Consider the following 13472-nt stretch of genomic DNA (forward strand, 5'->3'; position numbering starts at 1 on the left):
TTCAACAGATGGATGTTGCCACGCGGGACTCTTGAGGAACTTTGCAATGACGACTCGTCAGCCACTGTACAAATCCCTGTATTTCCAGGTGATCGTCGCAATCTGTATCGGTATTGCGCTCGGCCACTACTACCCGCAGTTCGGCGTGGCCGTTAAGCCGCTGGGTGACGGGTTCATCAAACTGATCAAAATGATCATCGCCCCGATCATCTTCTGCACCGTGGTCAGCGGCATCGCCGGCATGCAGAGCATGAAGTCGGTCGGCAAGACCGGCGGTTACGCACTCCTGTACTTCGAAATCGTTTCGACCATCGCCCTGCTGGTCGGCCTGATCGTGGTCAACATCGTGCAGCCGGGCAACGGCATGCACATCGATGTCGCCACCCTCGACGCCTCGAAAGTCGCCACCTACGTGCAGCAAGGCGCTGACCAGAGCGTTGTCGGCTTCCTGCTCAACGTGATCCCGACCACCATCGTCGGCGCGTTCGCCACCGGTGACATCCTGCAAGTGCTGATGTTCTCGGTGATCTTCGGTTTCGCCCTGCACCGCCTGGGTGCCTACGGCAAGCCGATCCTGGACTTCATCGATCGCTTCGCCCACGTGATGTTCAACATCATCAACATGATCATGAAGCTCGCGCCAATCGGTGCCTTCGGTGCGATGGCGTTCACCATCGGCGCCTACGGTGTCGGCTCGCTGGTGCAGCTGGGTCAACTGATGGCGTGCTTCTACATCACTTGCCTGGCGTTCATCCTGATCGTGCTGGGTGCCATCGCCCGCATGCACGGCTTCAGCGTGCTGAAGATGATCCGCTACATCCGTGAAGAGCTGCTGATCGTTCTCGGCACTTCCTCGTCGGAATCGGTACTGCCACGCATGCTGATCAAGATGGAGCGTCTGGGCGCGAAGAAATCGGTAGTGGGTCTGGTGATCCCGACCGGTTACTCGTTCAACCTCGACGGTACCGCGATCTACCTGACCATGGCGGCCGTGTTCATCGCCCAGGCGACCGACACCCACATGGACATCACTCACCAGATCACCCTGTTGGTGGTGTTGCTGCTGTCCTCCAAAGGCGCCGCCGGTGTGACCGGTTCGGGCTTCATCGTGCTGGCCGCCACCCTGTCGGCGGTAGGTCACCTGCCGGTGGCCGGTCTGGCACTGATCCTGGGTATCGACCGCTTCATGTCCGAAGCCCGCGCCCTGACCAACCTGGTCGGCAACGCCGTTGCGACCATCGTTGTGGCCAAGTGGGTCAAGGAACTGGACACCGACGTACTGGACGCCGAGCTGGCCTCGGGCGGTCGCGGTATCGTCGACCAGCGTCACGAAGACGACCTGGGTGTGGCCGAAGGCCCGACCCCGAGCAATGTGAAGTAAGCATCGCCTGATTGGAAAAACCCGCTTCGGCGGGTTTTTTCTTGCCTGCTGTTTGAGCGCAACGGTCAGCGCAACTGATGCATCCGGTAATTGCCCCATCGCCGACGGCTGCCTAGGCTGCATGCATCGTTGATGGAGATCGCCCATGTCTGCACCGTTGGCCTCACTGAAGATTCTGGATTTCTCGACCCTGCTGCCGGGACCGTTCGCCTCGCTGTTGCTGGCGGACATGGGCGCCGAGGTGCTGCGCATCGAATCGCCGACCCGCCTCGATTTGCTGCGGGTGTTGCCGCCTCACGATCACGGGATTTCGGCCAGCCACGCCTACCTGAATCGCAATAAACGCAGTCTGGCGCTGGACCTCAAGCAGCCCGAGGCGCTGGAGCTGGTGAAGCAGTTGCTGGCGGACTACGACATCGTGCTGGAGCAGTTCCGCCCCGGCGTGATGGAGCGGCTGGGGCTGGGCTACGAGGCGCTGAAGGCGATCAATCCGAAGCTGATTTATGTGTCGATCACCGGTTACGGCCAGACCGGGCCGTACAAGGATCGCGCCGGCCACGACATCAACTATCTGGCGCTGGCCGGGCTATCCAGCTACACCGGGCGCGCCGACAGCGGGCCGTTGCCGCTGGGCATGCAGGTGGCGGATATCGCGGGTGGCTCGCTGCACGGGGTGATCGGCCTGTTGGCGGCAGTGATATCGCGACAGCAAACCGGGCAGGGCACACACCTGGACGTGAGCATGACCGACTGCGCCTTCAGCCTGAATGCCATGGCCGGTGCCGGGTATCTGGCCTGCGGCGAGGAGCCGGGCTGGGAGGACCAGATGCTCAATGGCGGCAGCTTCTACGACTGCTACCGCTCCCGCGACGGACGCTGGATGTCGGTGGGCAGTCTGGAGCCGGCGTTCATGCAGCAACTGTGTGCGGCGCTGGGGCGGCCGGAACTGGCGGCTCAGGGTTTGTCACCCAAGCCTGAGCAGCAGCGGGCGCTCAAGGATGCCTTGAAGGTCGAGTTCGAGAAGCATGACTTTGCCGAATTGTGCGAGTTGTTCGCCGGGATCGATGCCTGTGTCGAACCGGTATTGAATCTGGGCGAGGCGGTGCAGCATCCGCAGTTGCAGGCGCGGGAGCTGGTGACGCAGGTACCCCGTGGGGATGGCTCGGCGCAGGCGCAGATCGCTTGTCCGCTGAAGTTCTCCGAAGCCTTGCCGGCGCCACGACATGTCGGCGCGGCGCTGGGGCAGCATACGGATCAGGTGTTGGCGGAGTTGGGCTTGAGTGTTGAGCGAATTGCCGAATTGCGACGGGCCAAAGTGATCGCCTGACTCACTCGACCCGCATCTCGCCACTAAACACCAGGGTGTTGCGACAGCGTCGGCACAAATAGCGCCGACCTTGCCTGACCAGACTATGGCGCTGGGCCGAAAACGGAAAATCGCTGTCGGCACACGGGCATTTGTAGATATAGCGGGTCACGCTGCGGCGTTTGACTTCGTAGGTATGGCAGCGGTCCGGCGGCAGCTCGTAGACGCCGCGCATGATCAGTTGCCACTCCTCGCCATGGGGCTGGATGCGGTCGCCGAACAGTTGATGGGCGATCAGGTGCGCGACTTCATGGGCCACGGTCTGCTTGAGGAAGTGTTCGGTATTTTCCCGGTACAGCTGCGGATTGAAGCGCAGCAGGTTCTCGTGCAGATGCGCGACCCCGGCTTTTTGCCCGCGCAGCTTGAGGCTCACCACGGGGCGTTTGAAAGGACGTTTGAAAAAGGATTCAGCGAGTTGGAAACAGTCTTCGACGCGGGTATTGAGTTGCTCGGGCATGCTTGATGGATCTCCAGAGGTTTGGAGTATGCCGCAACCTTTCGGCGTTGCGTATCGCCGAACTGCCGAATGGTCGTGGCACTTTTCCCTGGCATGAGAAGGCCGCCTTGCGGCGGCCTGTGTTGGCGGATCTTGTTCTTCTCAGGCTGGATCGGTCGTCAGTTGGTGTAGACGGGCCCCACGCCCAGTCCCCAGACAATCACGGTAAACGCCATGATGGCGACCAGCACCACCAGACCCACCGCCAGCACCGAGCTGGAAAACAGAAAACCCTCGTCAGACGGAATGTTCATGAAGGTCGGCAGCCCCACATACAGCAGGTACACCGTGTAGCAGATGGCCGCCGTACCGACGATCATCCCCAGCCACATGTGCGGATAGAGCGCCGCCAGCCCGCCGACGAACAACGGTGTCGCGGTGTAGGTGGCAAACGCGACGCAGCGGGCCAGACTCGGGTTGGCGTCATAGGTGCGGGCCATCCAGTGCACGAAGGCCCCCATGACCGCGACCCCGCCGAGCATCGCCAGGTACGACATGACGGTCATCCAGATCGCGCTTTCGACAGTGAGCATCACCGGTGCGCGGCTGCCGATGACCCAGCCGACCTGAGTCGTGCCGATAAACGCCGAAACAGCGGGGATCGCCGCCAGAATCAGTGTGTGCGTCAGGTACATGTGGCTGATGCTTTCCTCTTGGTCGCCACGGATTTCCTTCCATTCCTGATCGGGGTGGGTAAAAAGTCCCACTACGTGATGGATCATGCCAGTCACTCCTCTCGTTATTGCCATCGCCCCCCAGCGGAGCGCCTACGGGCCAATGTGGCCGAGCAAATACAGGTCTTCAGATTGCGTGCGACCTTATGTCGCAGTATAGGAAGGTCTTAACCGCACAGGTATTGGGGTCTTAGAGCAAATCGCGCTGTAAACCGGCGGGGTAATCGCGTCGGGGTCTGTGCAGACGGGCATTCGAGGGAGCGACAACCTGTGGCCACAACCCCGGTGTTTTTGCGTAAAATGCCCGCCTTTCGTCACACCTCACGGATTTCGCGTCATGGGCACTCTTACGGTCAACCAGAACAAACTGCAAAAGCGCCTGCGCCGCCTGGCCGGCGAAGCAGTCACCGACTTCAACATGATCGAAGACGGCGACAAGGTCATGGTCTGCCTGTCCGGAGGCAAGGACAGCTACACCATGCTCGACGTGCTGATGCACCTGCAGAAGGTTGCACCGATCAAGTTCGAGATCGTCGCCGTGAACATGGACCAGAAGCAGCCGGGCTTCCCCGAGCACGTGCTGCCGGCCTACCTCAAAGAGCTGGGCATCGAGTATCACATCGTCGAGAAAGACACGTACTCGGTGGTCAAGGAGCTTATTCCTGAAGGCAAGACCACCTGCTCGCTGTGCTCGCGCCTGCGTCGCGGCACGCTGTACACCTTCGCCGACGAAATCGGTGCGACCAAAATGGCCCTCGGTCATCACCGCGACGACATCGTCGAGACGTTCTTCCTCAACATGTTCTTCAACGGCAGCCTCAAGGCCATGCCGCCGAAGCTGCGCGCCGACGACGGACGCAACGTGGTGATCCGTCCGCTGGCCTACTGCAACGAGAAAGACATTCAGGCCTACTCGGACTTCAAGCAATTCCCGATCATCCCGTGCAACCTCTGCGGCTCCCAGGAAAACCTGCAGCGTCAGGTGGTCAAGGAAATGCTGCTGGACTGGGAGCGCAAGACCCCGGGCCGTACCGAGAGCATTTTCCGCAGCCTGCAGAACGTGATCCCGTCGCAACTGGCCGACCGTAACCTGTTCGACTTCACCAGCCTGAAGATCGATGAAACCGCGGCTTCGCGTTTCGTCAACGTCGTAAACCTGTAAACACAATCCAAGTGGGAGCGGGCTTGCTCGCGAAGGCGTTCTGTCAGCCGACATCAATGTTGAATGACGCACCGCTTTCGCGAGCAAGCCCGCTCCCACATTGGTTTCTCGTTTCATTCAAAAGGAGAGGGCATGCGCGACTACAAGTGGCTGCACGAATACTGTCTGAACCGCTTCGGTTCGGCGGCTGAACTGGAAGCCCATCTGCCCGTTCCCGAAACCCCGGCGCAACTGCGCCAGATCAGCGACGACCGTTATCTCTCGACCATGGCCCTGCGGGTGTTTCGCGCCGGGCTCAAGCACAGTCTGGTGGACGCCAAGTGGCCGGCCTTCGAAGAAGTGTTCTTCAAGTTCGATCCGGAAAAGGTCGTGCTGATGAGCGCCGAACACCTTGAGCGGCTGATGCAGGACGCGCGGATCATCCGCCACCTGGGCAAACTGAAAAGCGTGCCGCGCAATGCGCAGTTCATTCTGGATGTCGAGAAAGAGAAGGGCAGTTTCGGCGCATTGCTCGCCGACTGGCCGGTGACCGATATCGTCGGCCTGTGGACCTACCTGAAAAAGCACGGCCACCAGTTGGGCGGGCTGTCGGCGCCGCGCTTCCTGCGCATGGTCGGCAAGGACACGTTCGTGCCGAGCTACGACGTGGTCGCGGCGTTGAATGCACAGAAGATCGTCGACAAGGCGCCGAGCAGTCTGCGGGATCTGGCCACGGTACAGAACGCGTTCAACCAGTGGCATGAAGAAAGCGGTGGGCGGCCGATGAGCCAGATTTCGATGATGCTGGCGTATACCGTCAATCACTAAGACCGCGCCGCCCGCATCGCTGGCAGGCTGGCTCCCACAGAAGATTTGTGAACGTCGCAGATTCAGTGTGGGAGCCAGCCTGCTGGCGATAGCGGTCTGTCAGGCGACGGAGACTTCGCCTTCGCCAGCCAGCTTGCGGTTCAGCTGATACCGCCAGCGCACATACAGCAGCGCCGAGCAGAACACCGCCAGACTGGCGATCATCTCCAGCACGCCGAACAACTGGCGGCTCGGGTCATATGCCGCCAGTGCGCCCTTGATGAAATACAGGTTCACCACAAAGCACATCCACGAATGCCCGCGGGCGCTGCCCATGATCATGCCCGGAGCCAGCACCAGCCACGGGATCAGTTCGATCAGCAGAATCACCCACGGCCGTGCGCCATGCAGGTCGGCGAACACCAGGTAATACGCGGCGAGCAGTCCGGCCAGGCCGAAAAAGCACAGCAGACTGATCACCCGCATTGCCCGCACCCGGGGCTCCAGCCATTCGACGGCGGGCAGGATTTTCGGCTTTTTCGCCATCTCAGTTCCCCAGCTTCAAAGCCGTTTTGGCCAGGCGTGCGCCCAGTGCGCGGCACAGCGCCACTTCGTGCTGATCGAGACCGCTTTTGCCATCGGCCCCGGCGTGATGGCTGGCGCCGTACGGCGTGCCGCCCCCCTGGGTTTCCAGCAGCGCCGACTCGCTGTAAGGCAGGCCGGTGATCAACATGCCGTGGTGCAGCAGCGGCAGCATCATCGACAGCAGCGTGGTTTCCTGACCGCCGTGCAGGCTGGCGGTGGACGTAAACACGCCGGCCGGTTTGCCGACCAGCGCGCCGGTCAGCCACAGGTTGCTGGTGCCATCGAGGAAGTACTTGAGCGGCGCGGCCATGTTGCCGAAACGGGTCGGGCTGCCGAGGGCCAGGCCGGCGCAGTTCTTCAGGTCATCCAGCGTGGCGTACAGCGCGCCTTCATCCGGAATGTCCGGCGACACGGCTTCGCACTCGGTGGAAATCGCCGGTACGGTACGCAGGCGCGCTTCGAGGCCGGCCTGTTCGACACCCCGGGCGATCTGCCGGGCCATTTCGTTGGTCGAACCGCTGCGGCTGTAATACAGAACCAGAATGTACGGCGCACTCACGGCAACAGCTCCAGGATCTGCTCCGGTGGGCGGCCGATGACGGCCTTGTCGCCGGCTTCGAGAATCGGGCGCTCCATCAACTTGGGATGTGCGGCGATGGCTTCGATCAATTGTTTCTCGGTGAGACTGGCATCGGCCAGGTTCAGGGTCTTGTATTCGTCTTCGCCGGTGCGCAGCAGTTGCCGGGCGCTGATCCCCAGCTTGCCGAGCAGGGCCTTGATTTGCGCGGCGTCCAGCGGCGTTTCGAGGTAGCGCACGACGTTCGGCGTCAGGCCACGGGCTTCGAGCAGTTCGAGCGCACCGCGGGATTTCGAGCAGCGCGGGTTGTGATAAAGCGTCAGATCGGTCATGGGCGGGTCGCTTCTTGCGTAGAGTGGCGGCTATTCTAACTGTGCAGCGCGCAATCCAGAACCTTGGGAGGCGATGGGTCGCAGGCGCATTCAATTTTTCACAAGGAACACGACATGACACGGCGACTGGCAGCGGCATTGACGATCATCGGGGCGTTGATGCTGGGGGGCTGCGGTAACGACTACGGCATCGATCAGAACGGGCAGAAAGTCGCGTCCGAGCGCCTGGACAAGCAATGGGTGGTACTCAATTACTGGGCCGAATGGTGCGGTCCGTGCCGCACGGAAATCCCGGAACTCAATCATCTGGCCGAAGAACTCAAGGGCAAGAAAATCGGGGTGTTCGGGGTCAACTTCGACAATGTGCAGGGTGAAGAACTGAAAGGTGCCAGCGAGAAGCTCGGCATCAAGTTCACCGTGCTGGCGCAGGATCCGGCGGATCTGTTCGAACTGCCGCGTAGCGAAGCCTTGCCGGTGACTTACATCATCGACAACAAGGGCAAGGTGCGGGAACAGTTGATGGGCGAGCAGACGGCGGCGGGGGTGATGGCGAAGTTGGAGGCGTTGCAGGCCACAAAGTGAGTTGCCGCTAGAAACTTACCCTCACCCCAGCTCTCTCCCGGAGGGAGAGGGAGCCGACCGAAGTGTGTGGCGTCATACGTCGACCTGAAAGATCTGGTCGACTATAGGTTCGTCAGAGCAGGATCCGGTTGGTTATGGATTCGGTAAAGATCTTTCAGGTCGGCGTACTTCTTCAATATCCCCCAATCAGTCCCCTCTCCCAGTGGGAGAGGGTTAGGGTGAGGGGCTTGGCGATCTAAAAGATCAACCCTCTTCCAGCCACCAGCGCAACGGCTTGCCTTCGGCAGGCCAGAAGCGCATCTGCTCGATGGGCGAAACGTCCCAGCGCTCGACTTTCTCCAGGGCCTGCAGGAAACGCTGTTCCTGCTCCATCAGCGCTGGAGCGCAGAGTTTGCGGGTCTTGCCGATCTTGCCGAAGCTGAGCTTGTCGCCATCGAGGGTGTAGGGCGCGAACCAGTGGTTGCAGCCGCCATTGCCATAGGCCCGGCCATCTTCGCCGAGGGTCACGGTCAGGTGGCTGTAATCCATCAGTGGCCGCTCGCCGATCCATTCCAGGATGTAGCTGCGGTCCTGTTGCAGTTGCACGGGCTCCGCGGCGCAGCCCATCAGGCCGGCGCCGACAGCGGCGGTCAGGGCCAGGTGTTTCATCATGCAGGCTCCTGGCATTTCGGGCACAGGTGCTTGTCACCGACGGCTTTCCAGCCCAGCTCGGCGATGCGCGCCGTGGCGGCCGGTTTTTCTGCCGGTTTGCCGAGCTTGGCGTCTACCGCAAATTCGAAGCTCAGTTCCCTGGCGCAACTGTCGCAGTTGACTTGCCAGGTGTGGATCGCCAGTTCGCCGAACACCGGGCCGGTGGTCATTGCGGTCCATTGACCAGGCGGGTTGATCAGATGGCGGACGGTGTCGACGGTCAGGCGCATGGACAGGTCCTTGCTGCCTTTGAGGGTCACGACCAGCACGTCACCGATACGGATCGAGCCACCGTTGCCGGTGACCTGATAACGGCCCGGTACGAGGGCGCGGCATTCGGTGAGGGTGTGTTGCGGGTTCATCAGGGTATAGCGGAAATCGTGTTCGACCATGGGTCCTCCAAATATGCGCGACATGCTAGCACGGGCTTGATTGCAGAATAACGCGCACGTGCGACCTTCGATCCGGTTCAAATCGACACCACAGTCGTGGCAAACTGCCGCCTTCATCTCTAAGGAACGGAACATGGCGCTGATCGAATGTTATGAATGCAAGCGGAGCGTGAGCTCCGAAGCGACGGCGTGCATTCATTGCGGGGCTCCGTTGACGGAGGCGCAGGCGCCGGCCAGGGCGAACTCCGGTGGATCAACGATTTCCTTTGGCAGTCTGCCCCGGAACAAGGCGGTTCCCGAAGCTTTCGTCGCAGCCCCCGCGCCTGCCCCGGAACCCAAGATCATGCCCGCTGCAGCCGGTCGCCGGCGCCGGCAACAGGCCGGGCGAGCGGCAGAACCTCGGTTGAATGCCGACGGCGTGCGTCCGGTCGAAGGCTGGTTGAAGATCATGGCGTTCCTGATGCCGATGATCTTTGTCTGGTTCCTGCTGCGCAGCGGTCATTCCCTCAAGCAGCGGCTTTTCGGGTTCGGCTGGCTGGGCCTGCTGATCCTCGCGTCTTCCCTGTCCCCGTCCTGAAAAAACCGATGCTTCAACCCTCGACCTGGTTCTGCGGCGATCCCGCCGCCCAGGTCGCGATGTTATGCAGGGTGGTCGCGGCAATCGCACCCAGTGCTTCGCGGGTCAGGAACGCCTGATGCGCGGTAATGATCACGTTGGGGAAGGTCAGCAGTCGCGCCAGTACGTCGTCCTGTAACGGCAGGTCGGAGCGGTCTTCGAAAAACAGCTGCGCCTCTTCTTCGTAAACATCCAGCCCCAGATAACCCAGCTGACCGTCCTTCAGGGCGTCGATCAGCGCCGGCGTGTCCACCAGGCCACCGCGGCCGGTGTTGATCAGCATCGCGCCTGGCTGCATGTACGCCAGCGAATCACGGTTGATCAGGTGCTTGCTCTGCTCGTTGAGCGGGCAGTGCAGGCTGATGATCTGTGATTGCTCCAGCAGTTGCGACAGGCTCAGGTAGCGCGCGCCCAGGGCTTCGACGGCCGGGTTCGGATACGGGTCGAAGGCCAAAAGATCGCAGCCGAAACCGTGCATGATTTTCGCGAATGTGGCGCCGATCTGTCCGGTGCCGACAATGCCGACAGTCTTGCCGACCAGATCGAATCCGGTGAGGCCGTGCAGGCTGAAGTCGCCTTCGCGGGTGCGGTTGTAAGCCCGGTGCAGGCGGCGGTTTAGCGCAAGAATCAATGCCACGGCGTGTTCGGCCACCGCGTGGGGCGAGTAGGCCGGAACGCGCACGACCACCAGCCCCAGGCGTTTGGCGGCGTTCAGGTCGACATGGTTGTAACCTGCCGAGCGCAGGGCGATCAGCCGGGTTCCGCCGGCCGCCAGACGTTCCAGCACGGGAGCGCTGAGGTCGTCGTTGATGAAGGCGCAGACTACTTCGTGCCGGTCGGCCAGTGGCGCCGTGTCGAGACTCAGTCGGGCCGGTTGAAAGTGCAGCTCGATGCCGGCCGGGCAGTCGACGGCCAGGAAACTGTCGCGGTCGTAGGTCTGGCTGCTGAAAACGATCGTGCGCATGCAATCCTCCTGAAGCATCGACGCGGGCGCGAATCACCCGCGACCACTTTAGCCGCATCGGCGTTGACCGGCATTGCCGTGGATCAGGCGCTGATCTTCGCCTGCGCCGCCAGACGATTGATCGCCCGCTCCAGTTCATCCAGTGCGGTTGAGGCCTTGGGATCTTCCTGCTTGAGCAGGGTTTCGCTGCGCTGGCAGGCGGCGCGCAATTGTGGAACGCCGCAATAGCGGGTGGCACCGTGCAGGCGATGTACCCGTTCGAGCAGACCGTTCTGATCCTGATTGTCGCGGGCCGTGCGAATGGCTTCACGGTCGGCCTCGAGCGAAGCCAGCAACATGGCCAGCATGTCCGCCGCCAGATCCGCCTTGCCGGCGGCCAGGCGCAAGCCTTCTTCGTGATCCAGTACCGGCAGATCCTGATGCCCCACGAGGCTTTCACCGCCACGGTCCGGTGCCTGATTGCGCAGCGCAAGGCCGGTCCATTTCAGTACTACTTGCGCCAGTTGCCGCTCGCTGATCGGTTTGGTCAGGTAGTCGTCCATGCCGCTTTGCAACAGTGCGCGTTTTTCGTTGGCCATGGCGTGGGCAGTGAGGGCGACGATCGGCAGCGGCGTGCAATGACGTTCGCTTTCCCACTGGCGGATCGTCTCGGTGCTCTGGCGTCCGTCCATGCCCGGCATCTGCACGTCCATCAGCACCAGATCGAAGGTTTCGCTCTGTACAGCCTTGACCGCGGCGTAACCGCTTTCGACGGCGAGCACCTTGGCGCCCATGTCTTCGAGCAATGTCTGCACCAGCAACAGGTTGGCCGGGTTGTCGTCGACACACAGCACTTTCGGCGCACGGCTCGACAGCGGTTCGCCGGGTTCGCTGCGTGTCTGACGCGGGTTGACCATGTCCGACAGTGCCCGGCGCAGCTTGCGGGTGCAGGCCGGTTTGGACTGGAGCTGGCTGTGCGGGTTGGGCACCGAGAGATGGAACAGCGTCAGTTCGGTGGTCGGGCACAACACCAGCACCCGGCAGCCGAGGTGTTCGAGATCCCAGATGTGCTGGTTGAGGCGTTCCGGTGGCATGTCGTTGCTGGTGATGCCGAGCACCGCCAGATCGATGGCCTGATCGGTCTGATGGGCGCCGGTGACGCCGTTGGTCAGGCTTTCCAGGGTATTGAACGGGGTGACATCGAGTCCGCAGTCTTCCAGTTGATGCTGCAAGGCTTGGCGCGCCAGTTCGTGGTTTTCCAGCACCGCCACCCGGCGCCCGAGCAATGGCGCGGCGGGCAGGTCTTCGGCATCGTCGCGGGTCTTGGGCAGACTCAGGCTGATCCAGAATTCCGAACCTTCGCCCGGGCTGCTGTCGACGCCGATCTCGCCGCCCATCTGTTCGATCAGGCGCTTGGAAATCACCAGACCGAGACCGGTGCCGCCGGGCTGGCGCGACAGCGAGTTGTCAGCCTGACTGAAGGCCTGAAACAACGCGCGCACGTCCTGATTCGAGAGGCCGATGCCGGTGTCCTGAATGCTGATGCGCAGTTGCACGCTGTCTTCGTGCTCTTCCTCGAGCATGGCCCTGGCGACGATGGTGCCCTCGCGGGTGAACTTGATCGCATTGCTCACAAGGTTAGTGAGGATCTGCTTGAGCCGCAGCGGATCACCGACCAGCGACAGCGGCGTGTCGCGATAGACCAGGCTCACCAGTTCCAGCTGCTTGGCGTGGGCGGCAGGGGCGAGGATGGTCAGGGTGTCCTGCAACAGATCGCGCAGGTTGAACGGGATATGGTCGAGCACCAGTTTGCCGGCCTCGATCTTCGAGAAGTCGAGGATTTCGTTGATGATTCCCAGCAGGCTGTCGGCGGACTTTTCTATGGTGCCCAGATAGTCGAGCTGGCGCGGGGTCAGCTCGCTTTTCTGCAACAGGTGGGTGAAGCCGAGGATGCCGTTGAGCGGTGTGCGGATCTCATGGCTCATGTTGGCGAGGAACTCGGACTTTATCCGGCTCGCTTCCAGGGCCTCTTTGCGGGCCAGGTCCAGCTCGATGTTCTGGATCTCGATGGTTTCCAGGTTCTGGCGCACGTCTTCGGTGGCCTGATCGACGCTGTGCTGCAATTCTTCCCGGGCGTTTTGCAGGGTGCCGGCCATGCGGTTGATGCCGGACGCCAGTTCATCCAGCTCCTGACTGCCGAGGGGCGGCAGGCGGGTTTCCAGATGACCGTCCTTGAGTTGCGCGACCGCCTGTTTGATCTGGCTGATCGGGCGATTGATCGTGCGGCCCATGCGCAGGGCCAGCAACGCTGCACCGGCCAGTCCTGCCGCAATCAGCAACAGACTGGCGAAGAGGCTGCGGTAACCGCGCAGCAACATGCCGTTGTGTGAGAGTTCCAGTTCGACCCAGCCGAGCAGGCGATCGGATTCTTCAGGGATCAGTTCGCCGGCAAGGTTGCGGTGCTTGCCGAACACCGGCAGCAGATAGCGGGTGGCGTCGTTGCCGCTGCGCCGCAGCAGTTGTGTACTGTCGCCGCTGGGGGCCTGGTTGAGCATGGTCGGGCCGGCGTGGGCCAGTGGCGAGCGGTCAGGCGCGAGGAAGGTCACCGCGCGCACGTCCGGTTGTTCCAGAGACTGGGTGGCGATGCGCTCAAGCAGTTCGGCATCGCCGTGGCCCATGGCCGGCGCCACCAGCGGAGCGAGTTGCTCGGCGATCATTTCGCCGCGCTGCATCAATTGGGCCTGCAGGTCGGACTGCTGCGTCCAGGTGAAATAGCCGCCCAGTACCAGCGCCATCAGGCTGGTTGGCAACAGGGTCAGCAACAACACGCGACCTTTGATTCCCAGTTTCTTGAGCACGCCTATCTCCTGCATCCCGCTGATCATCGACT

15 protein-coding genes are annotated in these 13472 nt (G+C 61.9%); 6 read left to right on the forward strand and 9 right to left on the reverse strand.

The annotated features are described in order from the left end of the window. The first annotated feature begins 46 nt into the window (after positions 1-46). Positions 47-1381: a dicarboxylate/amino acid:cation symporter gene (locus OQ248_RS18235; protein ID WP_085710993.1), complete on the forward strand. Its 1335-nt coding sequence runs from the start codon at positions 47-49 to the stop codon at positions 1379-1381. Positions 1382-1526: 145 nt separating this feature from the next. Beyond that, the gene (locus OQ248_RS18240; RefSeq protein ID WP_265813516.1) at positions 1527-2708 is read left to right on the forward strand and encodes a CaiB/BaiF CoA-transferase family protein; all 1182 of its coding nucleotides are present in this window, start codon (positions 1527-1529) and stop codon (positions 2706-2708) included. A gap of 1 nt (position 2709) precedes the next feature. On the opposite strand, the gene OQ248_RS18245 is transcribed toward OQ248_RS18240, so the two are convergent. Together OQ248_RS18245 and OQ248_RS18250 are read right to left on the reverse strand one after the other, a co-directional pair. Continuing rightward, a complete protein-coding gene (locus OQ248_RS18245) occupies positions 2710-3204 on the reverse strand; it encodes a SprT family zinc-dependent metalloprotease (protein ID WP_007957760.1) in 495 nt (164 codons plus the stop codon). A 158-nt stretch (positions 3205-3362) separates the two neighbouring features. Continuing rightward, on the reverse strand, positions 3363-3965 hold the full coding sequence (locus OQ248_RS18250; RefSeq protein ID WP_003227189.1) for a Yip1 family protein: 603 nt from the start codon (positions 3963-3965) through the stop codon (positions 3363-3365). A 289-nt stretch (positions 3966-4254) separates the two neighbouring features. On the opposite strand from OQ248_RS18250, the gene ttcA reads away from it, so the two are divergent. Next, a complete protein-coding gene (gene ttcA / locus OQ248_RS18255) occupies positions 4255-5079 on the forward strand; it encodes a tRNA 2-thiocytidine(32) synthetase TtcA (RefSeq protein ID WP_085647384.1) in 825 nt (274 codons plus the stop codon). A gap of 132 nt (positions 5080-5211) precedes the next feature. Beyond that, positions 5212-5886 (forward strand): DNA-3-methyladenine glycosylase I, encoded by a 675-nt coding sequence (locus OQ248_RS18260; RefSeq protein ID WP_265813517.1) that lies wholly within the window; start codon positions 5212-5214, stop codon positions 5884-5886. Positions 5887-5985: 99 nt separating this feature from the next. On the opposite strand, the gene OQ248_RS18265 is transcribed toward OQ248_RS18260, so the two are convergent. The 3 genes from OQ248_RS18265 to arsC are packed head-to-tail and all read right to left on the reverse strand — an operon-like array spanning position 5986 to position 7359. Beyond that, a complete protein-coding gene (locus OQ248_RS18265; protein WP_265813518.1) occupies positions 5986-6411 on the reverse strand; it encodes a DUF2069 domain-containing protein in 426 nt (141 codons plus the stop codon). 1 nt (position 6412) lies between these two features. Beyond that, the gene (gene wrbA / locus OQ248_RS18270; protein ID WP_096818028.1) at positions 6413-7009 is read right to left on the reverse strand and encodes an NAD(P)H:quinone oxidoreductase; all 597 of its coding nucleotides are present in this window, start codon (positions 7007-7009) and stop codon (positions 6413-6415) included. Continuing rightward, positions 7006-7359 (reverse strand): arsenate reductase (glutaredoxin), encoded by a 354-nt coding sequence (gene arsC / locus OQ248_RS18275; protein WP_011335489.1) that lies wholly within the window; start codon positions 7357-7359, stop codon positions 7006-7008. The genes wrbA and arsC overlap by 4 nt, the downstream gene beginning before the upstream one ends. 114 nt (positions 7360-7473) lie before the next feature. Here arsC and OQ248_RS18280 point away from each other — a divergent pair, with 114 nt between their 5' ends. Further along, on the forward strand, positions 7474-7941 hold the full coding sequence (locus OQ248_RS18280) for a TlpA disulfide reductase family protein (protein WP_265813519.1): 468 nt from the start codon (positions 7474-7476) through the stop codon (positions 7939-7941). A gap of 243 nt (positions 7942-8184) precedes the next feature. Here the strand turns inward: OQ248_RS18280 and OQ248_RS18285 are convergent, their stop codons facing one another. After that, positions 8185-8589, reverse strand: a complete 405-nt coding sequence (locus OQ248_RS18285) for an META domain-containing protein (protein WP_085710985.1) — start codon at positions 8587-8589, stop codon at positions 8185-8187. Continuing rightward, positions 8589-9023, reverse strand: coding sequence for a hypothetical protein (locus OQ248_RS18290; protein WP_064598653.1), 435 nt, complete (start codon positions 9021-9023; stop codon positions 8589-8591). Before OQ248_RS18290 ends, OQ248_RS18285 begins: the two co-directional genes overlap by 1 nt. 133 nt (positions 9024-9156) lie before the next feature. Between OQ248_RS18290 and OQ248_RS18295 the strand changes: the two genes are divergently transcribed. After that, a complete protein-coding gene (locus OQ248_RS18295; RefSeq protein ID WP_265813520.1) occupies positions 9157-9600 on the forward strand; it encodes a hypothetical protein in 444 nt (147 codons plus the stop codon). A 13-nt stretch (positions 9601-9613) separates the two neighbouring features. Here the strand turns inward: OQ248_RS18295 and OQ248_RS18300 are convergent, their stop codons facing one another. Both OQ248_RS18300 and OQ248_RS18305 read right to left on the reverse strand, forming a co-directional pair. Continuing rightward, entirely contained in the window at positions 9614-10603 is a 990-nt protein-coding gene (locus OQ248_RS18300; RefSeq protein WP_265813521.1) for a 2-hydroxyacid dehydrogenase, read from the reverse strand. An 83-nt stretch (positions 10604-10686) separates the two neighbouring features. After that, positions 10687-13440, reverse strand: coding sequence for a response regulator (locus tag OQ248_RS18305; RefSeq protein WP_265813522.1), 2754 nt, complete (start codon positions 13438-13440; stop codon positions 10687-10689). Positions 13441-13472: the final 32 nt, after the last annotated feature.

This window comes from Pseudomonas sp. COW5 (assembly GCF_026240005.1).
GTDB lineage: Bacteria > Pseudomonadota > Gammaproteobacteria > Pseudomonadales > Pseudomonadaceae > Aquipseudomonas > Aquipseudomonas kribbensis.